This is a genomic window from Bradyrhizobium cedriense, assembly GCF_054602315.1.
The window spans coordinates 181106-201449 of sequence record NZ_JBTSWB010000011.1 but is presented as its reverse complement, the minus strand read 5'-3'; the positions used below and the strand labels follow the sequence as shown (position 1 = coordinate 201449).

Below are 20344 nucleotides of genomic sequence, written 5' to 3'. Positions count from 1 at the left end.
GCATCAATGCCGGCGGTGCGGCGGCGGATAGAGTTCACTGGCCGCGTGCTTCGGACAGGCCGCGGCAAGGAAGGTTGATCATGCAGATTCGATCAAAGTCGCTGCCGCAGGGCTTCTCGCTGCGTCGCGGAATTCAGAGCTTCTTTGCGCCCGGCAAAGGCCGTACGGAGACGTCCCATCCCGTTCTCGTCCTTTCCGTCGTGGTGCTGCTGGCCTTGCTCGCCATCCTGGAGATCGACCTGCACACGGCCCAGCTTCAGGCCATCGGCCTGCTCGGCCATGGCACCGGGATCGATCCCGTCTTCCTGAGCCCGTAGAGCCCGATCGCGGACACAAGGCCGCGACCGGGAGCGCGCATCGTCAGTCGTTCTCGTAGCCGTAGACTTCCGGCAGGATGAAGATCGCGGCAAGCAATCCGATCACCGGGAAGATCGCGACGAACAGCGTGGCGTTGGCCTGCCCGATCGCGGCGAACAGCGACGGGAACAGGAAGATCGCCAGGAACGACGGCAGCTTCACGAACATATAGGCGAAGCCGCTGGCGGTGCCGCGGTATTGCGGACGGGCGACCATCGTCGGGATCGTCATGCAGTTCGAGGCATCCCAATAATGGCCCCAGAGCATGCCGGCCGCGGCGAACGGCAACAGCATCTTGTTGTCGGTGTAGAGCGCGAAAGCCGCGATCAGGAGCGACACCAGCACGATCGAGAAGCCCGCGATCGAGATGCCGCGATGGCCTATCTTCGGCGTCAGCAGGGGTCCGACCCAGCCCGACAGGGCCGCGAAGGAGAACAGCGCCATCGTCACCAGGTTGTTGCCGAGGATCGAGGAGACGCCGACCATGGCGAACATCACCGGCAGGTAGAATGCGAAGGTCGAGAACTCGCTCGCCTGTGCGAAACAGGCGATCCAGCCGTAGATCGTCGCGCGCCAGCGGATCGGATCCTTCTTGAGGTCGGCGAGGAAAGCACGCGTGCTGGTCTTCGGCACCTGGACGTCCCGGTCCGGCAGCATGTCGAGATTGTCGTTGAACATCTCGCGCGCGACCTGCTTGGCCTCGCGGTAACGCCCCTTCTGTACCAGCCACACCGCCGTCTCCGGCACGTCGTGCCGCATGATGAGGATGATCAGCGCCGGCACCGCGCCGAGACCGAGCGTCACGCGCCACAGCATCTCGTGGTTCATGTCGATCAGGAGGAAGATCACGATGACGCCGATGGTCAGGACCTCGCCGACGGCGAACATGAACTGCCAGCGGTTGCCCATGACCTCGCGTTCGCCCTTGGCCATGGATTCCATGATGTAGGTGTAGCCGGTCGAGATGTCGGAGCCGAGCGGAATGCCGAGCAGGAAGCGGATCACGACCAGCCACGCAACATTCGGCACGAAAGCCTGCGCCAGTGCCAGCACGATGAACATCACCATCGTCACCAGGAACATGACGCGGCGGCCGATCTTGTCGGACAGCCAGCCACCGAGCAGCGCGCCGATCATGGCGCCGCCCTGCGTGCCTGCCGCGGCAAGGCCGAGCATCAGCGGATCCGGATTGTACTGCTCCTTGATGAAGATCAGCACGAAGGCGATCGAATAGAGGTCCCAGGCCTCGACCAGGATCGAGGCCATCATCAGCCAGCCGACCTTGTTGCCCTTGGGGCTGTAGTTCGTGATGAGGTAGCGGACCGCTGCCTCGCTCGCGGTAGGTTGTGGCATCGCCATCGTTGACATTTTCTTGGGTCCTCTCTTCGAAACTCTCTACGTGTCGAGCAGCGGCTCGATACTGCAATCGAGCAGCCGCGGATCGATCCCCGCCTCCATGCCGGTGAACATCTGGTCCATGTAGTCGATCAGGGCGTCGCTCGCCTTCACGGCGTCCTCGACGTGGCGGCCGGCGATGGCACTGAGAATGGCGAGGTGACGATCAATCGTCCCTGACAGATCCGCCTGCCCCGGCATGAAGCGGTGATGGATGTAGCCGATGCGGCGGTACAGCGTGTGCAGTGGCCGCAGCGTGTGCACCAGGAACGGCTCGCCGGCCGCGTCCAGCACCAGCGCGTCGATGCGGCGGTCGATACTGTTGAACTCGTCGAGGGTCAGGTTGGCGCGGCGTTCACGCAAGACACGTTCGATGTGCAGCGCCTGATTGCGATGCGAGAGGCTGGCGCGATCGGCCGCGAGCCGGACGACGAAGCGCTCCATGTCGCGGCGCAGGGCCAGCAGCATGCGCTCTCGCGCGAGATCGATCGGCGCGATGTGCAGGCCGTGACGAGGCCGGATGATGATGAGGGTATCGGCGGACAGACGATTGACGGCGTGATGCACCGGTGTGCGCCCGAAGCCGGTGATGTGCTGCAATTCCAGCATCGTCATGAATTGTCCGGGCTTGAGCTCGCAGTGAACAAGGAGCTCTTCGATCTTCTGATAGGCCAGCTCGAAGAAATTGAGCCGGTTGTGCCGCGAGGGCTTGCCCTCGCCGTCGTCGTCGTTTCTCACCACCTCGAGCGCGCGCTTGCGCTTTGCCATGTCGTTCCCTCCCGTTGGCCCGCGCTCTCGTTGCTGGATGGCGCCCTCCTATTTGGTCGAGCCTTAAAACATGTTGTGATATATTACAAGCCAGCGTAAGACTCCCACGCGAACTGCAACATGCTGCAGCGCAAAATGAGACGACGGACGCACGACGTCTGTGAGGGGAGGACAATTGCCGTGAAGATCACGTCGATCGAGACGCTGCGTACCGAGGAATTTTCCAACGTCATCTGGGTCCGCGTCCACACCGACACCGGTGTGATCGGGCTCGGCGAAACGTTCTACGGCGCGGGCGCGGTCGAGGCCCAGATCCACGACACCTTTGCCGCCCGCCTGCTCGGCCGCAATCCCCTGCACATCGAAGCCATCCATCGCGACATGCTGAACCTGCCGATGGCGCAGTCCTCAACCGGTGTCGAATATCGCGCCGCCTCCGCGATCGACATCGCACTGTGGGATCTGTTCGGCAAGGTCTGCGGCCAGCCGGTGCACCAGATGCTCGGCGGCCTCTGCCGCGACAAGCAGCGCATCTACAACACTTGCGCCGGCACTCAATATGTCCGCTCGACCAATATCAGCCCGGTCGCGAACTGGAATCTCGGCGCCTCCAAGGGGCCTTACGAGGATCTCGACGGCTTCATGCATCGCGCCGATGCGCTCGCCGAAAGCCTCCTTGAAAGCGGCATCTCCGCCATGAAGATCTGGCCATTCGATCCGGCCGCGCAGGAGAACAAGGGTCTCTACATCACCGCCGCGCAGATGAAGCAGGCGATCGAGCCTTTCGAGAAGATCCGCAAGGCGGTCGGCGACCAGATGGAGATCATGGTCGAGCTCCACTCGCTGTGGAACCTGCCGACGGCCAAGCAGATCGCGCGCGCGCTCGAGCCCTACAAGCCGACCTGGTACGAAGACCCGATCCGGATGAACTCACCGCAGGCGCTGGCCGAGTATGCGCGCTCGACCGACGTCTGGGTCTGCGCCAGCGAGACGCTGGGCTCACGCTTCCCCTACAAGGACATGCTCGACAGAGACGCCATGCACGTGGTGATGGCGGACCTGTGCTGGACCGGCGGCCTCACCGAGGGCCGCAAGATCGCGGCGATGGCCGAGACCTATCACCGGCCCTTTGCGCCGCACGACTGCATCGGCCCGATCGGCTTCATCGCCGCCATCCACATGTCGTTCAGCCAGCCCAACACGCTGATCCAGGAATCGGTGCGCGCTTTCTACAATGGCTGGTACAATGAGCTCGTCACCACGATGCCGGTGATCAAGGATGGTTTCGTCTATCCGATGGAAGGGCCCGGCCTCGGCGTCGACCTGCTGCCCGCCGTTTTTGACCGCTCCGATCTCGCCGTGCGCCGTTCCAACGTCTAAGGATTTCTCGAGATGAGCACTTCCCTTTTCGATCTTTCCGGCCGCACCGCACTCGTGACCGGCTCCTCCCGCGGCCTCGGCCGCGCCATCGCCGAAGGTATGGCGAAGGCCGGCGCCAAGATCATCGTCAACGGCGTCGATCCCAAGCGCGTCGAGCAAGCCGTCGCCGAGTTCCGTGCCTTCGGTCATCAGGCCGAAGGCGCAGCCTTTGACGTCACCGACGAGCCCGCGATCGTCGCCGCCTTCGAGCGCTTCGACCGCGAAGGAATCGAGGTCGACATTCTCGTCAACAACGCCGGCATCCAGCACCGCAAGCCGCTGGTCGAGTTCACCACCGACGAATGGCGCAAGGTGATCGAGACCGACCTCACCAGCGCCTTCGTGATCGGCCGCGAGGCGGGCAAGCGCATGATCCCGCGCAAGCACGGCAAGATCATCAATATCGGCTCGCTCGGCAGCGAGCTTGCGCGCCCCACCATCGCGCCCTACACGGCGGCAAAAGGCGGTATCAAGAACCTGACCCGCTCGATGGCGGTGGAATGGGCCCAGCACGGCATCCAGGCCAATGCGATCGGCCCCGGCTACATGCTCACCGACATGAACGAGGCGCTGGTCAACAACGCCGACTTCAACAATTGGCTGATGGGCCGCATCCCCAGCAAGCGCTGGGGCAAGCCGGACGAGCTGGTGGGCGCGGCAATCTTCCTGGCGTCGGACGCCTCGACCTATGTCAACGGCCAGATCATCTATGTCGATGGCGGCATGATCGCCGCGATGTGACCGCGAACCAGGAGCAGCCCATGCGCGCCGTCGTCATCCACGCACCGAAAGACCTGCGGATCGACCTCTATCCCGATCCGGCGCCGGGTCCGGGCGAAGTCCGCGTCAAGATCGCCAATGGCGGCATCTGCGGCTCCGATTTGCACTACTACCACCACGGTGGTTTCGGCGTCGTGCGCATCCAGCAGCCGATGGCGCTGGGACACGAGATCGCCGGCGTGGTCGCGTCCGTCGGCGACGGCGTCAGCAGCGTGAAGCCAGGCACGCGCGTTGCCGTCAATCCGAGCAAGCCGTGCGGAGTGTGCCTGCATTGCCGGGAGGGCATGCGTAACCAGTGCCTCGACATGCGTTTCCTCGGCAGCGCAATGCGCTTTCCCCACGTGCAGGGCGGCTTTCGCGAATTCATCACCGTCGATGCGACGCAGGCCGTGCCGATCGCCGACGAACTCTCGCTCGCGGAGGCCGCGGTCGCCGAACCGCTGGCGGTTTGCCTGCATGCCGGCAAGCAGGCCGGACCCCTCCTCGGCAAGCGCGTCCTGATCACCGGCTGCGGCCCGATCGGTGCATTGATGATCCTCGTCTCGCGCTTCGGAGGTGCCGCCGAGATCGTGGTGACCGATGTCGCGGACGCACCGCTCGCAGTCGCCGGAAAGCTCGGCGCTACCCACGCCATCAACGTCGCCACGGACGCCGCCGCACTCGATCCCTGGCGCGCCGGCAAGGGCGTATTCGACACGCTGTTCGAAGCCTCGGGCAATCAGGCTGCGCTGCGCACCGCGCTCGACGTGCTCAGGCCGGGCGCGACTCTGGTGCAGCTCGGCCTCGGCGGCGAGATGACGCTGCCGATCAACTCCATCGTCGCCAAGGAATTGCAGCTCCGCGGCACCTTCCGCTTCGATCCCGAATTCGAGCTCGCGGTACGCCTGATGGGCGAAGGCCTGATCGACGTGAAGCCGCTGATCACGGCCGCGATGCCGTTCGAGAATGCGGTCGCCGCCTTCGAGCTCGCCAGCGACCGCTCGCAATCGCTGAAGGTGCAGCTGACGTTCTGAACCGCGCTATCGGCTCTCGATCAGCCGGTCGCTGACCAGCCGCACGGCGCCGCGCTTCCAGGAATAGTCCGCGCCCATGCGCAGGCCGCTGTCACCACGCATCAGCACTGCGCCAGTCCTGGCATCGCGCACCTGGAAGCCGAGCGTGTATTCGGTTCGGCTCACCCGCCGTACCACGCCGATCAGCGACTGGTCCGCGCCGAGCTCTTTCGCGATCGCCGCCTCGCAACCGCCGCAGTCGCGCAAGGCACGCCCCTTCCCCGCCTTGCTGCCGACATCGACGATGCGGTAGCGGCCGGACTGGCCCAGCGCCTCGCGCACGCTGCCGGTGACCTCGGCCATGTATGACTTGTCTGACGCCGCCGATGCGCCGGCCGAGGCGGCGGTCGTATCCTCGAGCTCGAAGTCGAACACGGCGAGCGCGACCGGCGCGGGCGTCGCGAGCGCAGCCATGATCTCGCGGGACACGAAGATCTCCGCGCGCTCCCATGCCTCATCATTGTCGCCGCGGAAGCTGTAGAGCTTGTCCATCACGAGCTTCTTGGCGCCGATTTCGATCACGGCGACCTTGGCCCATTGCACCAGCGTGCTCGTCTTCTGGATGCCGCCGATGACTTTGAACGCCGCGCCGTCCTGGGCGGACGGAACCAGCCGATAGCGGGGGTCCGCTCCGATGTCCCTTCGAAGCGCGGCCATGAACGCCGCCAGCCGCCGCTCGTGGGCCGCGGTTTGGTCGGCCGGCTCAGCCGAGGTATCGGTATAGCTGAAATCGTCCATGGCAACGCCAATGGCAGCCTCGGCATCGGCCGACGAATAAGAGATGACGAAGAGAAGGAAAGCGAGAGGCAACCGGCAGCGGCGCATGAACGGACCTCGTGGGATGGAACGGCTCCTCAATCTGGATGGGGCAACTTAGGCCGTACAACCGTGTCCATCCCGACGAATTCCGGGAAAATTTCACGGTTGCACTGCGGCAAGGCGGGAACGCTTCCCGCCGCTGGCGTTCTGCCGTTTAATGCGCAAGCGACAAACCCGCTCGCACCAGGTGCCGCCGATGTGGAACCGCCCGAGGTTCGATCTCAAGGTCCGTCTGACGTTGCGCGTCGCCGCCATCTCGGCCGTCTGCTTCGCCGCGATCTCCGCCTACTTCCTGATCGCGGCCGACCGCGCGGTACATGCGCGGACCGACGGTATCGCCGCCATCGTGGCGAAGTCGCTGGAGCTGCAGCAGGGCAAGGTCCAATGGGTGGCAGGCCCGCGCGCCGACTTTCCGAACCTCGACCCGGTCGCGGCGTATGTGATGACGCCGGGCCTGTGTCTGGCGTTTCGCGGCGCGAGCGGCGAGATGCAGCAACGCTTCTGTAGCGGCGCGCCGAACCCGGCGAGCCCGCCGCCGCAGGCCTTCGCGGCGTTCTATCGCAGCCTGTTCGATCCCGGCCGCGAGGCGGCACGGCCGGTGATCGCGCGCGGGGCGAAGCTTGGCGAAGCCGTGGTCTGGGTTGATCCCGCCGTCCAGACCGCCGAGGCCTGGCACGAGGCCGGCCGCCTGATGATCGCGCTTGCGATCGCATTGCCGCTGTTGTGTGCGCTGGTCTACGCCGCATTGGCGCGCGCACTGCGTTCCACCCGCATGATCGGAAACGGCCTGGAGCGGATCGCCGCCGGCGACCTCACCGCGCGGCTGCCGCCGTTCGACCTCGCCGAGCTCTCCGCCATCCGCGACGTCTTCAACCACCTCGCCGAAAGCCTCGACACCGCGCTCGCCGAGCGCAGCGAGCTGACGCGGAAGCTGATCGCGCTCCAGGACGAGGAGCGCCGCCATCTCGCGCGCGAGCTGCATGACGAGTTCGGCCAGTCGCTCGCCGCCATCCGCGCGCTCGCCGCGTCCGCTCGCCAGACGGCGGCGCAGGACTGTCCCGGATTGCTGGGAGAGTGCGACGGCATTGCCCGGACCGCGACCGGCATGATGGAGACGCTGCGCGGCGCGCTGTTCCGGCTGCGGCCGCCCGATGTCGAGGAGCTCGGCCTGGTCGCGAGTCTCGAAGGACTGGTGTCTGGGTGGAACGGCCGCAGCCGCGGCCAGACCCGGTTCGAGATCCGGTTCGATGGCGCCTTCGAGCGCGTGCCCGCCTCCGTCAGCGCCAACCTCTATCGCATCGTGCAGGAGGCGCTCACCAACGCGACCAAGCATTCCGACGCAACGAAGGTCGGCGTGCATTTGACGATGGCCGAAAGCGAGATCGCACTCGCGGTCGAGGACGACGGCCGGCCGAACGATGCCGCCGTCAAATCCGGCATGGGCCTGCTCGGCATGCGCGAGCGCGTCGCCGCGCTGCGCGGCCGGCTGAGTTTCGAGACCGGCCCCCACGGCTCCGCGCTGCGCGTGTTCATTCCGCTCGCGGCCGCCGATCGGCACGCGCTGGAGCACGCGGCATGAGCGCGGCCGACGCCACCATCCTGCTGGTCGACGACCATTCCGTCGTCCGCGAGGGCTATCGCTCCGTGCTCCAGAAGCAGCCCGGCTTGCGCGTCGTCGCCGAGGCGGCCGACGGCGCGGAAGCCTACCGGCTGTACAAATCCGAGGCGCCCGACCTCGTCATCATGGACCTCAGCATGCCCGGCATCGGCGGCATCGAGGCCGTCAGGCGGATCAGGCAGTGGGACAAGGCGGCCCGAATCCTCGTCTTCACCATGCACGAGAATGCAAGCTTTGCCGTGCAGGCGATCCGGGCCGGTGCGAGAGGTTACGTCACCAAGACCAGCCCGCCCGAGACGCTGGTGCAGGCGGTGAAGGACGTGCTCGCCGGCAAGATCGCCATCAGCCCCGACATCGACCACGAGCTTGCGCTCAGCCGCATCAGCGGCGAGAGCTCGGCCGCCGACGTGCTGACGCCGCGCGAATTCGAGGTGCTGCGGCTGCTGCTCGCCGAGAACACGACGGAGGAGATCGCCGAGACGCTGCATGTCAGCCCGAAGACGGTGGCGAACCTGCATTCCCTGATCAAGGACAAGCTCGGCGTCGGCTCCGACATCGAGCTGGTCCGGCTGGCGCTGCGCCAGGGGATATTGACCGAGGTCGATCTCGGCGAGGCCTGAGCTGCCTGGCCGCGGATCATTCGCGCGCAACCACCTGGTCCAGCCACGCGCAGTTGAGTGGCGGCACACGCGGATCGGCGACGCGGACGCCCCGGGCGGCCGCATCGAGCCGCATGTCGCGCAGGCGCTTGCGCTGCTCTTCCGGCATATGGAGCCGCTCGTGACCCCACAGCGAGGGCCCGTCGAAGGTCTCGTGCGGCTGCCAGGTCTGGGGATCGATCACGCGCCCGCCCCAACCATATTCGATGAAGAAGCCGGAGGGCGTATTCACATAGAACGACGTCATGTGGTCGTTGGTGTGCCGGCCCAGCGTATAGGCGATGCGCCCCTCCTCCATCTGCGCGAGGTCATAGCCCTGTCCGACATCGTCGAGACTGCCGAGCTCGACCATGAAGTGATGCATCGCCTTCCGCCCGGAGCCGACCATCGCAAAGGAGTGGTGGCGGCCATTGACGTGAAAGAAATAGAGCCCGTACGGCTTCAGCCCGAAGTCGGAGACGTGAAAGCCGAGCACGTCGCGATAGAACGGCAACAGAGGCTCGACATCCTCCACATTGAGCACGACATGCCCCATGCCGAGCGCTCCGGTGCGGAAGCCCGAGATCGGTCGTCCCGGCTTGAAGGGCTCGCTCGCAAGCTCCGGCTTGCAAAACGCCTCCAAGCGGTTGCCGGCGGGGTCCGCAAACGCGATGAGCTCGGCGACATGCCGCTCGTCAGCGAGCGCGCGCGAGCCTCGGACCACCTTGATGCCATGGCTTTCCAGCCGTCCTGCCAACTGGTCCAATTCGGCGGTCGAAGGAACCTCCCAGCCCATCATCGCAAGGCCGGCATCGCTGCTGCCGTCGACGATCAGGCGCTGCCTGCGGTCGTCCATACGATAGGCTCGCATCTTGCCGCCGCGGTCGACCTGCTGCATGCCGAGCAGCCCGGTCGCCATCCGGCCCCATTGGTCGAGCTGGGATGAATTGATCCCGATATAGCCGAGCGCGGTGATTTCCATCGACATCCTCCCGAGGGCATCGTGCCCGCCGCAGCGCGGTGAACTTGATACCGGCCGCGCACGATCCTACGGTGCCGTCATGCTATCGCTTCGCGGTCGCAAGGACGATAATCGCGGGGCCATCGGCTACAAGGGAGGAAATACGAAGTGTCCAAGGAGCGGACGCGGAACGGCCAGCCGCGGCAGTCGGAGGGTGTCCGCGCCTTCAAGCGAGGGCTGGACGTGCTGCAGGAGGTCAACCGCTCCGGCGGCATCCGCGCCGGCGACGTTGCCCGCGCGCTCGACCTGCCTCGCCCTACGGTCTACCGCCTGCTCGAAACGCTGGAGGAACTCGGCTACATCGCGCGGAGTGCCAGCGACGACCGCTTTCGCGTGACCAGACGAGCGCTGAGCCTCGGAGACGGCTACGATCCCGGCGTGGTGATCTGTCAGGCGGCGGCGCCCTTTCTCGCCGAGCTCGGCAAAAGCCTGGTCTGGCCGGTGGATCTCTCGACGTACGAGAATGCAGCCATGGTGGTGCAGGAAACCACGCATTCGCGCAGCCCCCTCTCGATCGATCGCGGCATGATCGGCAAGCGCCTGCCGATGCTGCGAACGTCCGCGGGCCGGGCCTATCTCGCCGCCTGCGCCGCGCGCGAACGCGATCTCATCGTCGGTCATCTCCGCCGCATCGACGAGGCCGACGACCGGCCCTTCCTGGATCGAGCCCGTCTCGACCGCATGATCGCGGAAACGCAGGAGCGCGGCTACGCGATCCGCAGCGAGGGCGAGTACAATCCGAAGACGGCTTCGATTGCCGTGCCCATCGTGCGGAACGGCGCCGTATTCGGCTGCATATCCATCATCTGGATCCGCTCGGCGCTCGACCTGGACGAGGCAATTGCCGCTTTCGTCGCGCCGTTGCACGAGGCGGCTGCGGCCATTCAGGTGGTCGACTAACGTGCGACGAGATTTGGCTGGATCGTCATCGCGCCCTTAGATTGTTGCCTGAGCATGATCTTTCGGAAAACTGCTACGCACTTTCCGGATCATTCTTCAACATGGCCGTTCGGGTCCGGATATGCCTCAGCCCACCCGGACCGGCAACGAGGCAAGGCCCCGCAGCACGTTGTTCAGCGCCAATACGGGCGTGCCGATCTCGAATCGCACAACCCGCTGCGCCAACACTTCGAGCAACGCTGTCATCTCCAGCCGGGCCAGATGCAGCCCGGCGCACATATGCGCGCCGTTGCCGAAGCCGAGGTGGTCGCTGGCGCGGCGACGCACGTCGAAGCGTTCCGGATCATGCCATTTTCGCTCGTCGCGGTTGGCCGAGGCATAGAGCAACAGGACGCGGCTGCCGGCTGGAATGGTTGCATCACCTATCTTTGCCGCGGCCGTGAGATGGCGCGTAAAGCCCCGGATCGGCGACTCCACCCGCAGCGCCTCGTTGATGGCGCCGGGTATGAGCGCAGGATCTTCGCGAACGAGATCCCACTGCTCGGGATTGCGGCCGAACAGCATGATCAGGTTCGCGGTTGCGAAGATCGTGGTGTCGAGGCTCGGCCCGAGATAATCGCGCATCAGCACCGGGCAACGCTCTGCTTCGACCTCCCCGCGATCGGCGGCTGCGAAGATGCGGTCGCCCCAGCTGCCGGGCCGCAACCGCTCACGGATCGCAGGGCCGCCGAGATAGCTGCGCATTTCATGGACATCGGACAAGGCGGCACAGCCGCGCGGGTTCATCGTACCCAGCACGTTGAAGGTGGCCGAAGCCCAGCGCAGCATGCTGCCGCGGCCGTAGTCTTCAAGTCCCACGAGCTTGGAGACAATGGTGAGCGGCAGGTGCTGCGCGAGGTCGGTGACGGCGTCGAATTCACGGCGATCCACGAGGTCATCGACCAACCGCCGCGCTTCGGCCCTGATCTGCGGGCCGATCTCCTCGAGCGCGCGCGGCAGCAGCGGCGCGGCGATGATCGCGCGAAGCCGGTCGTGCAATGGCGCGTCGCTCGCGAGCGTCGTGCCGCGCGACATCTCGTTGACGTGGTCGTTGGCGGCCACGCCCTGCGCCGACGAGAACAGTCCCGGAGCGCGCAAGGCCGCCCGTACGTCATCGAAACGGGCGAGCGCAAACAGCCCGTTCCGCGGCAGCCAAACCACAGCGCCGAGATCGCGCATCGCACGGTAATGCGGATAGGGATCGTTGAGGACGTCGTCCTCATAGAGATCGACATCGTAGACCGGGCAGCCCGCTTCCGGTGAGATCATCTTCCGTCTCCCGATCAGCGCACTGCCACCCATTGGCCTTTTTCAAGCTTGCCGAGGATCAAGGCACTCTGGTCCAGGCCGGTGTGGTCGTCGGGACCGTAATTGTACATGCCGCGGGAGCCCGCGATGCCCTTCAATCCTTCAATGGCGCTGCGCAGGCCTTCACGAAATTCGGCGGTCCCCGGCTCTGCCGTCTTCAGTGCCGTGGGCGCCGCGCGTTCGATCAGGAGAAGCGCGTCGTAGGCGGAGCCCGCGAAGATATTTCGGCTGTCGGGCCCGAACTTGGTCTCGTAACGCTGGATGAAATCAAGCGCTGATTTCTTGGCGGAGTATTCGTCCGGGAAAGACGCGGCCCCGACCGCCGGGCTGAGCGGGACGAAGATGCCGTCGCCTTGCGTCCCCGTCAGCTTTCGGAAATCGCCGAAGGTCGCGCCGAGGGTCCCGTAGATTTGCCCGGAATAGCCCTTTTCGCGCAGTTGCAGCAGCGGCAGCGCTGCCGGCGCACCCGAAGCGGCGATCAGCACGGCATCGGGACCCGCTGCGATGATTTTCAGGATCTGTCCGACGACAGTCGTATCCGTCCGCGCATATTTCTCGTCTGCGACGATCTCGATTCCGGATTTCGCGGACAAGTCGGCGCTGACTTTGCTCCAGGCGTCGCCATACGAATCGCCAAATCCGATCAGCGCGAGCTTCTTGACACCGGTCTTCTTCATGTTTGCGAACAGAGGTACCGCCTCGTGATCATCATTGGTCGTGGTCTTGAAGATCCAGCGCCGCCGCGCGTCGACCGGTGCGACCAGCGCATTCACCGGCGCGAGCGTGATCACAGGCACCTTGTACTCGACGGCCGGGTCGATCACCGCGAAGGAGCCGGGCGTCGTGGTGGGGCCGACCAGAATATCGATCCTGCTTTCCTGATAGAGCTTGCGCAGTGCCGCGACGGCTGCCGTGCTGTCGGAGGCCTCGTCGAGGAACAGATAATTGACTTTCCTGCCCATGATCTCGGCCGGACCAAAGGCCGCCCCGTTTCGCTCGGCGATGCCGATCGCAGCCGCAGGCCCCGTGGCCGAAAGGATGATCCCGACATTCAGGTCGGCGGCAAGGAGTGGCGCCCCAAACAATTGCAGCGCAAGGCACGCGCCAAGCAAAGATCGCAGCATCGTCGTTTCCTCCTTGGACCGCCTGCCGGCGACCTGAATCTTATTTCCTTTGACTCCTCCCTAAGCAACGGAAGCTCCGGCGCGTAGCGATATCGACGAGGTGTCCGGCTGGCGGACAGCTGAGTCTCATGACTGGTGGTGCGGCGCCGGGCTACCCGCTCGCGCCCCCGGGCGTCCGCTGTGTGGACACTTGGCGCGGAAGCGTTGATGCGATGGCCTGTCTGGGGAAGAGAGAGACGATGCAAGATAAATCCGACCAAGACCATTTCGACGTCGTGATCGTCGGCCGCGGCCCGGTCGGCGCGACACTCGCGAACCTGCTCGGCCTGTGCGGCGTACGGACTCTGGTGCTGGAGCGCGAGGCGCGGACCTATCATCTCCCGCGCGCGGTGCATTTCGACGACGAATGCATGCGCGTGTTCCAGACCATCGGCCTTGCCGACGCGATCCTGCCGCACGTCATTCTCAGCCCCGGCATGCTCTTTCTGGATGCCGACGGCCGCATGCTGCTGGACTGGTCACGGCCGCAGACGTTGACGCCGATGGGCTGGAATCTCAGCTACCGCTTTCACCAGCCTGACCTCGAGGACGTACTGATCGGAGGTCTCGCCCGCTGGCCACACGTCACCCTGCGCAACCGCTGCGACGTGTTTGCGCTCGACCAGGACGAGCATGGCGTGCGCGTCCGCTACGAAGACCTGTCGAACGGAAAACTCACCGAAGTCCGCGCCGGCTATGTGATCGGCTGCGACGGTGCCCGCTCGCTGGTACGCCGCTTCATCGGCTCAGGGATGGAGGATCTCGGCTTCCACGAGCGCTGGCTGGTGATCGACGTTCTGCTCAAGCGCGACCGCGACGATCTCGGCGACTACAGCCTTCAGCATTGCGACCCCCGCCGCCCGGCGACCTACGTGCGCGGCACCGGCACGCGGCGGCGTTGGGAGATCACGGTGCTTCCCGATGAAGACTCCCAGGACGTCGCACAGCCGGCGACGGTCTGGGAGCTGCTGTCGCGCTGGATCACCTCTGACGACGCCGAAATCGAGCGCGCCGCGGTCTACACGTTTCATTCCGTCATCGCACAACAATGGCGGAGCGATCGACTGCTGCTCGCGGGTGATTCCGCACACCAGACGCCACCCTTTCTCGGCCAGGGCATGTGCGCCGGCATTCGCGATGCCGCCAATCTGGCCTGGAAGCTCGCCGCGGTGATCCGCGGCGGCGCCCCGCCCCACCTGCTCGACACCTATCAGAGCGAGCGCCAGCCGCATGTACGCGAGTTCATCGAGCTCGCCATTCGCCTCGGCGGCGTCATCAACACCAAGGCGATCGAGGCGGGCCTTGCCGCCGGCCAAGCGCGCGACAATGCGCCGGTCAAGCTGGAGGTGAAAAAGCCCCTGCTCGGCCCCGGGCTTGCGCTCGGCGATGTGCCTCTCGCCGGACATCTCGCGCCGCAGTTCGTGCTGCGAGACGGCAGCCGCGGCGACGACCGGATCGGCTACAGCCATGTACTCGTCGTCGACAGCGCAGCCACGATTCCCTCGCGTCTCGTTCTTTCGCAAGCAGGAGTCAGAATCCTGACCAGCGACGATGCCGACGGCGTCGGCGACTGGCTCCGTGAGCACGGCCTCACGGCCGCCCTCGTTCGCCCCGACCGCTATATCCGCGGCACCGCCCGTAACGATGCCGAGCTCGACCGGCTCGTCGCCGCCCTTACGCCTCCGACCAACGTGCCGTCCGCGGCCTGACCGAAAATCTCGAGGACATCTCATGAAGCTTCTCTCTTTCATCGCCGGCGGACGCGCCTCCTTCGGAGCCCTCAAGGCCAATGGCGTCGTCGATCTCGGCGCGCGCCTGGCGCCCTGCACCACGCTGCGGCAATTGCTTGAAGCGGGTCGCGTTGCCGAGGCGACCGAGCTGGTGGCGTCCACCGCGCCCGACCATCCGCTCGACAGCATTACCTTCGCCCCCGTCATTCCCGATCCCGGCAAGATCATCTGCGTCGGTCTGAACTACCGCGACCATGTCGCCGAGACCGGCCGCACCGTGACCGAGAAGCCGGCTCTGTTCGTTCGCTTCCCATGCAGCCAGGTCGGCCATCTCCAGCCCATCGTGAAGCCGAAGGTCAGCGACGATTTCGATTATGAAGGCGAGCTCGCCCTCGTCATCGGCAAGGAAGGCCGCCACATCCCCGCCAGCCGCGCGCTCGGCTATATCGCAGGCTATTCCTGCTACAATGAAGGAAGCGTGCGCGACTGGCAGCGCCACACCAGCCAGTTCCTCTCGGGCAAGTCCTTTGCGGAGAGCGGCAGTTTCGGTCCGTGGCTGGTGACGGCGGACGAGATCCCCGATCCGTCGAGGCTCACCTTGCAGACCCGCCTCAACGGCAAGGTGGTGCAGGACACCACCACGGATCTCCTGATCACCGCCGTTCCTGAACTGATCGCCTACATCTCCACCATCTGCCCGCTCGTGCCCGGTGACGTCATTGTCACGGGCACGCCGGGCGGCGTCGGCGCCAAGCGCACGCCGCCGCTGTGGATGCGCCCCGGCGACACCGTCGAGGTCGAGATCTCGGGCATCGGCACCTTGCGCAACACGGTGGTCGCCGAACCGGCCTGACCGTCAAGACCGATCAATCAACGATAATCTCAGGAAACGCCATGGGCACGACCCGCACCACCTCCGCCGCCACCCTGCTGATTGCACTCACGCTCGCGGGCTCCGCTGCGCGGGCGGAAATCAAGGGCGACGCCATCCGCATCGGCGTCCTCACCGACATGAACGGCGTGTTCGCGACCGCGATGGGCCCGGGCTCGGTCGAGGCGGCGCGGATGGCGGCGGAGGAGTTCGGCGGCAGGATCAACGGCAAGCCGATCGAGATCCTGCAGGCCGATCACCAGAACAAGCCGGACCTTGCGGCGTCCCTCGCGCGAAAGTGGTTCAGCGACGGGGTCCAGGCCATCGCCGATGGCGGCAGCTCCGGCGCGGCGCTGGCGGTGCAGGAGCTGGTGCGCGGCAACGGCAAGATATTCCTCATCTCCGGAGCTGGCGCAAACCAGCTCACCGACGAAGCCTGCGCGCCGACCAGTGTGCAATGGACCCAGGACGCCTTCTCCACGGCGACTGCGGTGGTCTCCGGCATCATGCAGACCAGCAAGGAGCCGTGGTTCTTCATCACCGGCGATTACGCCTTCGGCCATTCGATCGAGGCGACCGCCCGCGACCGCATCGCCGCGCTCGGCGGCAAGGTCGCCGGCAGCGTCAAAGCGCAACTCGGCACGCCCGACTACAGCTCGTTCCTGCTCCAGGCGCAGTCGTCGGGCGCCAAGATCCTCGCGATCAACGTCGCCGGCGATAATGCCACCGCGATCAAGCAGGCCGAGGAATTCGGCCTGGCCGCGCAAGGCATGAAGATCGTGCCGATGTCGTTCCAGAACGTCGACATCGAATCGGTCGGGCTGAAGGCGACGCGCGGTGATCTCATCGTCACCTCGTTCTTCGAGGACGTCTCGCCCGCCGCCCGCAAGTTCTCGGATGCATTCTATGGGCGGCGCAAGGCGATGCCCTCGCAGATCCAGGCCGGCGTTTACTCCGCCGTGCGCCATTATCTGCAAGCGATCAAGGACACCGATTCCGACGACAGCGCGACCGTGATGGCGAAGATGAAGGCGACCCCGGTGTCGGATGCCTACACGCACAACGGCCGCATCCGCGAGGACCAGCGCATGGTGCACGATCTCTATCTGGTTCAGGTCAAGACGCCGGAGGAATCGAAAGGCCCATGGGATTTCGTCAAGCTGGTCGCGACGATCCCGCCCGACCAGGCCTTTCGTCCGCTCGACCGCAGCAAGTGCAGCCTGGTCGGCAAGTAATGTTTTTCAAAGTGTGTCCCGCTTCGCGTCAAGAAAGCGCGTCAAGCAATCCAGAGCGCCGTTCCGATCGTCAGGCCAGATAACGCGTGAGATAGCCTTCCATGGCGTAGAGCGCACAGAGCGCCAGGCTCGACCAGACGGCGGCGCTGAAATACAGGAACATCCAGGTCAGCTCGCCCCTCCAATGCGCGATGTCGTGGGTCACGACCCAGCGCGTCGAGACGTCGTGCAGGCCTTCCAGAAACCCGAGGAACCTGTTGCCTTCTTCATGCCCTGCGCGCCAGCGGCTGAGATACATCGGCACGTCGACGGTGATGAGGAAGGCGAGAAAGCAGGCGATCCCGACGACGCCTGACATCAGCGCCCAGCGCACCACGCCCTGGAATTCCGGCATCAGGCGGCACAGCGCAATGCCGGCGAGGAAGAAGGTCACCGCCCACAGCGAATTCTCGATCGCGTTGTAGAGATAGTTGGTGGTCACCACCGCGTACCAGGAGAAGCACTCGGCGATGATGATCACCGGGACGATCACCCACGCGATGTTCACCACCGTTTCGGCGCCGGTCATGATGCCGAGCTGATGCAGGATGATGGCCCATTGCGCCGCGAAGCAGACCTCGGCGACGGTCGCGACCGACCGTCCGACGACGACGCTCGATAGCCAGGTGTCGAACAGGCAGATGCGCTGCACGTCAGCGCGCGGCAGCACCGAGCGGAAGGCACAGCCGAACACATAGCCGGCGCACAGCAGGAACATCAGCCCGATGTCCGAGCCGCCACCGAGGCTGCCCGCGACCGTCGGATAGAATTCCCGATAGAGCATGAACCAGACGAGGATGTTGGCGCTGCTCACAAGCGTAAGGGATCCCCACCACCACGCGAGGGGATTTGACCGCGCCTGCCACTGCAACATGAGCCGCTCCGCAAAATAATCGATCTGACATGTCGTCGTAATAATCTTGTCACAGGACGGCATGCAATCACGACAAAAATCTGTGTTCTCGGTCGTTTGAAGAGCTGCCTCTCAGGGACAAGTCACAGGATATTGCGAATCTATTGGACATACGAGCTCCGCCTGTCTGATAATTAGGAATGGCCCCGACTAGCTCATCCAAGCCACGACATCCTCTTTCCTCCGCCGCCGCAGTGCTGGCGGAGAGCGCCGACGATGCGGCCTTCGCCACGACGCTGGCAAAAGGGCTCGTCGTGCTGGAGGCGTTCAAGGCTGGGAGCACGCTGCTGGGCAACATGGAGCTGTCGACGCTGACGGGCATCCCTCGGCCGACGGTGGCGAGACTGACCCATACGCTGGCCGAGCTTGGCTACCTCCGTTACGACGCCGAGCGGGCGAAGTACCGCGTCGCCGCGCGGGCGCTGCGGATGGCGCATCCTCTGCTCGCCGGAATGCAATTCCGCCAGCTGGCGCGGCCCATGATGCAGGAGCTGGCGCACAGCGTCCGCGGCACGGTCTCGATCGGCCTGCTCGACGCTACCTCGATGATCTATGTGGAGACCGCGCGCTCCGGCGATGTCGGACCGCACGCGCCCGACATCGGCATGCCCATTCCCGTCGTGATGACCGCCATGGGCCGCGCCGCGGCGTCGACCTTGCCGCCGGTCGATGCAGACCGGCTGGAACGGAACATCGCTGCCGAAGACGCTGAGCTGTGGTCAGTGATGCGCGACAAATACCGCGCCGGGATCGCGCAATGTAGAAATCGCGGTTTCTGCACATGCTGGGGCGAGTACATGGCTTCCATCCATGCCGTCGCCGCGCCGCTGTTTCATGCAAGCGAATCGAAGCAGTCGTTCTCGATCAACTGCGGCATCCCCGCCTTCCGGCTCCAGCCAGGGCAGCTCGAGGGCGAGATCGGTCCGCGCATCGCGGCGCTAGCCGACAGCATCCGCGCCATCGTCGGGCAGGTCGAACTCGCGGCGCCGACGCGCAAAACCAAGAAAATCACAAGCGCCGGAACATGACATGGCTGGGCCGCTCGAAGGATTGAAGGTTCTCGACATCGCGACGATCATCGCCGCGCCGTTCGCTGCCACGCTTCTGGCCGACTACGGCGCGGACGTGCTCAAGATCGAGATGCCCGGGCCCGGCGACGGCGTCCGGTCCTTTCCGCCGTTCAAGAATGGCAAGCCGCTCTGGTGGAAGGCCGCCAACCGCAACAAGAAGTTTGCCACGCTCGATTTGCGCACGCCGGAAGGACTTGCGCTGTTCAAGCAGCTGCTTCCGCGCTTCGACGTGCTGATCGAGAATTTTCGTCCGGGAACGCTGGATCGCTGGGGCCTTTCTAAGGAGGTGCTGTGGTCGATCCAGCCGCGCCTCGTGATCCTGCGCGCCACCGCCTTCGGGCAGGACGGCCCCTATCGCGAGCGCCCCGGCTTCGCCCGCATCTTCGAGGCCATGGGCGGCCTCACCTACATCACGGGCGAGCGCGACGGCGAGCCGACCCATCCGGGCTACCCGATCGGGGATTCGATCGGCGGCCTGTTCGGCGCCGTCGGCGTGCTCGCGGCGCTGTGGAAGCGGGCGCGCGACCCGCATGCGCCGGGCGAGGAGATTGATCTCGCGTTGACAGAAGCCGTGTTCCGCCTGCTCGACGTCCTCGCTATCGAGCACGACCAACTCGGCACTGTTCGAGAGCGGATCGGCAACGCCAACGGCTATTCGGCGCCGGCTGCCGTGTTTCGCACCAGCGACGATCACTGGGTGACGCTCGCAGGTTCGACCAACGCCCTCTTTGCCGCGAATTGCCGAGCAATCGGCCGGCCCGACCTTCTCGACGATCCGCGATTTGCCACCAATGGCCAGCGCGTCAAGCACGCCGCCGAGCTCAACGACGTCTTCGCGGCCTGGTGTGCCGCGCATCCCCTCGACGAGGTCCTCGCGAGATTCAACGCCGCGCAGGGAACGCTCGCCCCGATCTATTCGATCGATCAGATCGCCGGCGACCCGCAAGTGCAGGCGCGCGAGGTGATCACCCGCGTTGCCGACCGGGATTTCGGCACGGTTGCCATGACCAATGCCGTTCCTCGCTTCACCGTCGACCCCGCGCGATTGCGCCACGCCGCGGGCGACGTCGGCCAGGACAATGACGAGGTCTTCCGGAACTGGCTCGGCCTTTCGGACCACGAGATCGAACAGCTCACCCAGCGAAAGGTGATCTGACGTCGAAGATCAACAACACAAGAAGACCAACAACAAGAGGGAGGACGAAAACG

At 65.3% G+C, this 20344-nt stretch carries 19 protein-coding genes; 12 read left to right on the top strand and 7 right to left on the bottom strand.

Annotated elements, in window-relative coordinates:
* The first annotated feature begins 80 nt into the window (after positions 1–80).
* Positions 81–317, top strand: a complete 237-nt coding sequence (locus ACYCVF_RS34845; protein WP_459604205.1) for a hypothetical protein — start codon at positions 81–83, stop codon at positions 315–317.
* A gap of 43 nt (positions 318–360) precedes the next feature.
* Here ACYCVF_RS34845 and ACYCVF_RS34840 read toward each other — a convergent pair whose 3' ends face one another.
* Together ACYCVF_RS34840 and ACYCVF_RS34835 are read right to left on the bottom strand one after the other, a co-directional pair.
* Complete coding sequence (locus ACYCVF_RS34840; RefSeq protein ID WP_459604204.1) at positions 361–1725, bottom strand: MFS transporter; 1365 nt, start codon at positions 1723–1725, stop codon at positions 361–363.
* A gap of 27 nt (positions 1726–1752) precedes the next feature.
* Positions 1753–2520 carry a GntR family transcriptional regulator gene (locus tag ACYCVF_RS34835; RefSeq protein ID WP_459604203.1) on the bottom strand — a complete coding sequence of 256 codons (768 nt, stop codon included), beginning with the start codon at positions 2518–2520 and terminating at the stop codon, positions 1753–1755.
* A gap of 180 nt (positions 2521–2700) precedes the next feature.
* On the opposite strand from ACYCVF_RS34835, the gene ACYCVF_RS34830 reads away from it, so the two are divergent.
* Genes ACYCVF_RS34830 through ACYCVF_RS34820 form a run of 3 tightly spaced genes read left to right on the top strand, consistent with a single transcriptional unit; the run spans position 2701 to position 5732 of the window.
* Positions 2701–3900 carry a mandelate racemase/muconate lactonizing enzyme family protein gene (locus tag ACYCVF_RS34830; RefSeq protein ID WP_459604202.1) on the top strand — a complete coding sequence of 400 codons (1200 nt, stop codon included), beginning with the start codon at positions 2701–2703 and terminating at the stop codon, positions 3898–3900.
* A 12-nt stretch (positions 3901–3912) separates the two neighbouring features.
* The gene (locus ACYCVF_RS34825; protein WP_459604201.1) at positions 3913–4680 is read left to right on the top strand and encodes an SDR family oxidoreductase; all 768 of its coding nucleotides are present in this window, start codon (positions 3913–3915) and stop codon (positions 4678–4680) included.
* Between the two features lie 20 nt (positions 4681–4700).
* Positions 4701–5732 carry an L-idonate 5-dehydrogenase gene (locus ACYCVF_RS34820; protein WP_459607327.1) on the top strand — a complete coding sequence of 344 codons (1032 nt, stop codon included), beginning with the start codon at positions 4701–4703 and terminating at the stop codon, positions 5730–5732.
* Positions 5733–5738: 6 nt separating this feature from the next.
* On the opposite strand, the gene ACYCVF_RS34815 is transcribed toward ACYCVF_RS34820, so the two are convergent.
* The gene (locus ACYCVF_RS34815) at positions 5739–6596 is read right to left on the bottom strand and encodes a DUF3280 domain-containing protein (RefSeq protein ID WP_459604199.1); all 858 of its coding nucleotides are present in this window, start codon (positions 6594–6596) and stop codon (positions 5739–5741) included.
* 190 nt (positions 6597–6786) lie between these two features.
* Between ACYCVF_RS34815 and ACYCVF_RS34810 the strand changes: the two genes are divergently transcribed.
* Together ACYCVF_RS34810 and ACYCVF_RS34805 are read left to right on the top strand one after the other, a co-directional pair.
* Positions 6787–8169 carry a sensor histidine kinase gene (locus ACYCVF_RS34810; RefSeq protein ID WP_459604218.1) on the top strand — a complete coding sequence of 461 codons (1383 nt, stop codon included), beginning with the start codon at positions 6787–6789 and terminating at the stop codon, positions 8167–8169.
* Complete coding sequence (locus ACYCVF_RS34805; protein WP_459604198.1) at positions 8166–8828, top strand: response regulator; 663 nt, start codon at positions 8166–8168, stop codon at positions 8826–8828. Before ACYCVF_RS34810 ends, ACYCVF_RS34805 begins: the two co-directional genes overlap by 4 nt.
* A 16-nt stretch (positions 8829–8844) precedes the next feature.
* Here the strand turns inward: ACYCVF_RS34805 and ACYCVF_RS34800 are convergent, their stop codons facing one another.
* Complete coding sequence (locus tag ACYCVF_RS34800; RefSeq protein ID WP_459604197.1) at positions 8845–9828, bottom strand: VOC family protein; 984 nt, start codon at positions 9826–9828, stop codon at positions 8845–8847.
* A gap of 147 nt (positions 9829–9975) precedes the next feature.
* Here ACYCVF_RS34800 and ACYCVF_RS34795 point away from each other — a divergent pair, with 147 nt between their 5' ends.
* Positions 9976–10767, top strand: a complete 792-nt coding sequence (locus ACYCVF_RS34795; protein ID WP_459604196.1) for a DNA-binding transcriptional regulator — start codon at positions 9976–9978, stop codon at positions 10765–10767.
* A 126-nt stretch (positions 10768–10893) separates the two neighbouring features.
* Here the strand turns inward: ACYCVF_RS34795 and ACYCVF_RS34790 are convergent, their stop codons facing one another.
* Positions 10894–12075: a cytochrome P450 gene (locus ACYCVF_RS34790; protein WP_459604195.1), complete on the bottom strand. Its 1182-nt coding sequence runs from the start codon at positions 12073–12075 to the stop codon at positions 10894–10896.
* A gap of 14 nt (positions 12076–12089) precedes the next feature.
* Positions 12090–13238 (bottom strand): ABC transporter substrate-binding protein, encoded by a 1149-nt coding sequence (locus tag ACYCVF_RS34785; RefSeq protein WP_459604194.1) that lies wholly within the window; start codon positions 13236–13238, stop codon positions 12090–12092.
* Positions 13239–13477: 239 nt separating this feature from the next.
* Here ACYCVF_RS34785 and mhpA point away from each other — a divergent pair, with 239 nt between their 5' ends.
* From mhpA to ACYCVF_RS34770, 3 genes are read left to right on the top strand one after another with little or no spacing between them, the layout of a single operon-like run.
* Positions 13478–14986 carry a bifunctional 3-(3-hydroxy-phenyl)propionate/3-hydroxycinnamic acid hydroxylase MhpA gene (mhpA, locus tag ACYCVF_RS34780; RefSeq protein WP_459604193.1) on the top strand — a complete coding sequence of 503 codons (1509 nt, stop codon included), beginning with the start codon at positions 13478–13480 and terminating at the stop codon, positions 14984–14986.
* Positions 14987–15008: 22 nt separating this feature from the next.
* A complete protein-coding gene (locus ACYCVF_RS34775) occupies positions 15009–15860 on the top strand; it encodes a fumarylacetoacetate hydrolase family protein (protein ID WP_459604192.1) in 852 nt (283 codons plus the stop codon).
* 41 nt (positions 15861–15901) lie between these two features.
* The gene (locus tag ACYCVF_RS34770; RefSeq protein WP_459604191.1) at positions 15902–17113 is read left to right on the top strand and encodes an ABC transporter substrate-binding protein; all 1212 of its coding nucleotides are present in this window, start codon (positions 15902–15904) and stop codon (positions 17111–17113) included.
* 70 nt (positions 17114–17183) lie between these two features.
* Here the strand turns inward: ACYCVF_RS34770 and ACYCVF_RS34765 are convergent, their stop codons facing one another.
* Positions 17184–18026, bottom strand: coding sequence for a hypothetical protein (locus ACYCVF_RS34765; protein WP_459604190.1), 843 nt, complete (start codon positions 18024–18026; stop codon positions 17184–17186).
* A gap of 179 nt (positions 18027–18205) precedes the next feature.
* On the opposite strand from ACYCVF_RS34765, the gene ACYCVF_RS34760 reads away from it, so the two are divergent.
* Both ACYCVF_RS34760 and ACYCVF_RS34755 read left to right on the top strand, forming a co-directional pair.
* Complete coding sequence (locus ACYCVF_RS34760) at positions 18206–19093, top strand: IclR family transcriptional regulator (RefSeq protein WP_459604189.1); 888 nt, start codon at positions 18206–18208, stop codon at positions 19091–19093.
* Position 19094: 1 nt separating this feature from the next.
* Positions 19095–20291, top strand: a complete 1197-nt coding sequence (locus ACYCVF_RS34755) for a CaiB/BaiF CoA transferase family protein (RefSeq protein ID WP_459604188.1) — start codon at positions 19095–19097, stop codon at positions 20289–20291.
* Positions 20292–20344: the final 53 nt, after the last annotated feature.

Coding starts and splice junctions, on each gene's coding strand:
- ACYCVF_RS34810 (WP_459604218.1), top strand. CDS start 6,787: ATGTGGAACCGCCCGAGGTTCGATCTCAAGGTCCGTCTGACGTTGCGC.
- ACYCVF_RS34800 (WP_459604197.1), bottom strand. CDS start 9,828: ATGGAAATCACCGCGCTCGGCTATATCGGGATCAATTCATCCCAGCTC.
- ACYCVF_RS34820 (WP_459607327.1), top strand. CDS start 4,701: ATGCGCGCCGTCGTCATCCACGCACCGAAAGACCTGCGGATCGACCTC.
- ACYCVF_RS34775 (WP_459604192.1), top strand. CDS start 15,009: ATGAAGCTTCTCTCTTTCATCGCCGGCGGACGCGCCTCCTTCGGAGCC.
- ACYCVF_RS34840 (WP_459604204.1), bottom strand. CDS start 1,725: ATGTCAACGATGGCGATGCCACAACCTACCGCGAGCGAGGCAGCGGTC.
- ACYCVF_RS34790 (WP_459604195.1), bottom strand. CDS start 12,075: ATGATCTCACCGGAAGCGGGCTGCCCGGTCTACGATGTCGATCTCTAT.
- ACYCVF_RS34770 (WP_459604191.1), top strand. CDS start 15,902: ATGGGCACGACCCGCACCACCTCCGCCGCCACCCTGCTGATTGCACTC.
- ACYCVF_RS34825 (WP_459604201.1), top strand. CDS start 3,913: ATGAGCACTTCCCTTTTCGATCTTTCCGGCCGCACCGCACTCGTGACC.
- ACYCVF_RS34755 (WP_459604188.1), top strand. CDS start 19,095: ATGGCTGGGCCGCTCGAAGGATTGAAGGTTCTCGACATCGCGACGATC.
- ACYCVF_RS34785 (WP_459604194.1), bottom strand. CDS start 13,238: ATGCTGCGATCTTTGCTTGGCGCGTGCCTTGCGCTGCAATTGTTTGGG.
- ACYCVF_RS34815 (WP_459604199.1), bottom strand. CDS start 6,596: ATGCGCCGCTGCCGGTTGCCTCTCGCTTTCCTTCTCTTCGTCATCTCT.
- mhpA (WP_459604193.1), top strand. CDS start 13,478: ATGCAAGATAAATCCGACCAAGACCATTTCGACGTCGTGATCGTCGGC.
- ACYCVF_RS34765 (WP_459604190.1), bottom strand. CDS start 18,026: ATGTTGCAGTGGCAGGCGCGGTCAAATCCCCTCGCGTGGTGGTGGGGA.
- ACYCVF_RS34835 (WP_459604203.1), bottom strand. CDS start 2,520: ATGGCAAAGCGCAAGCGCGCGCTCGAGGTGGTGAGAAACGACGACGAC.
- ACYCVF_RS34760 (WP_459604189.1), top strand. CDS start 18,206: ATGGCCCCGACTAGCTCATCCAAGCCACGACATCCTCTTTCCTCCGCC.
- ACYCVF_RS34805 (WP_459604198.1), top strand. CDS start 8,166: ATGAGCGCGGCCGACGCCACCATCCTGCTGGTCGACGACCATTCCGTC.
- ACYCVF_RS34845 (WP_459604205.1), top strand. CDS start 81: ATGCAGATTCGATCAAAGTCGCTGCCGCAGGGCTTCTCGCTGCGTCGC.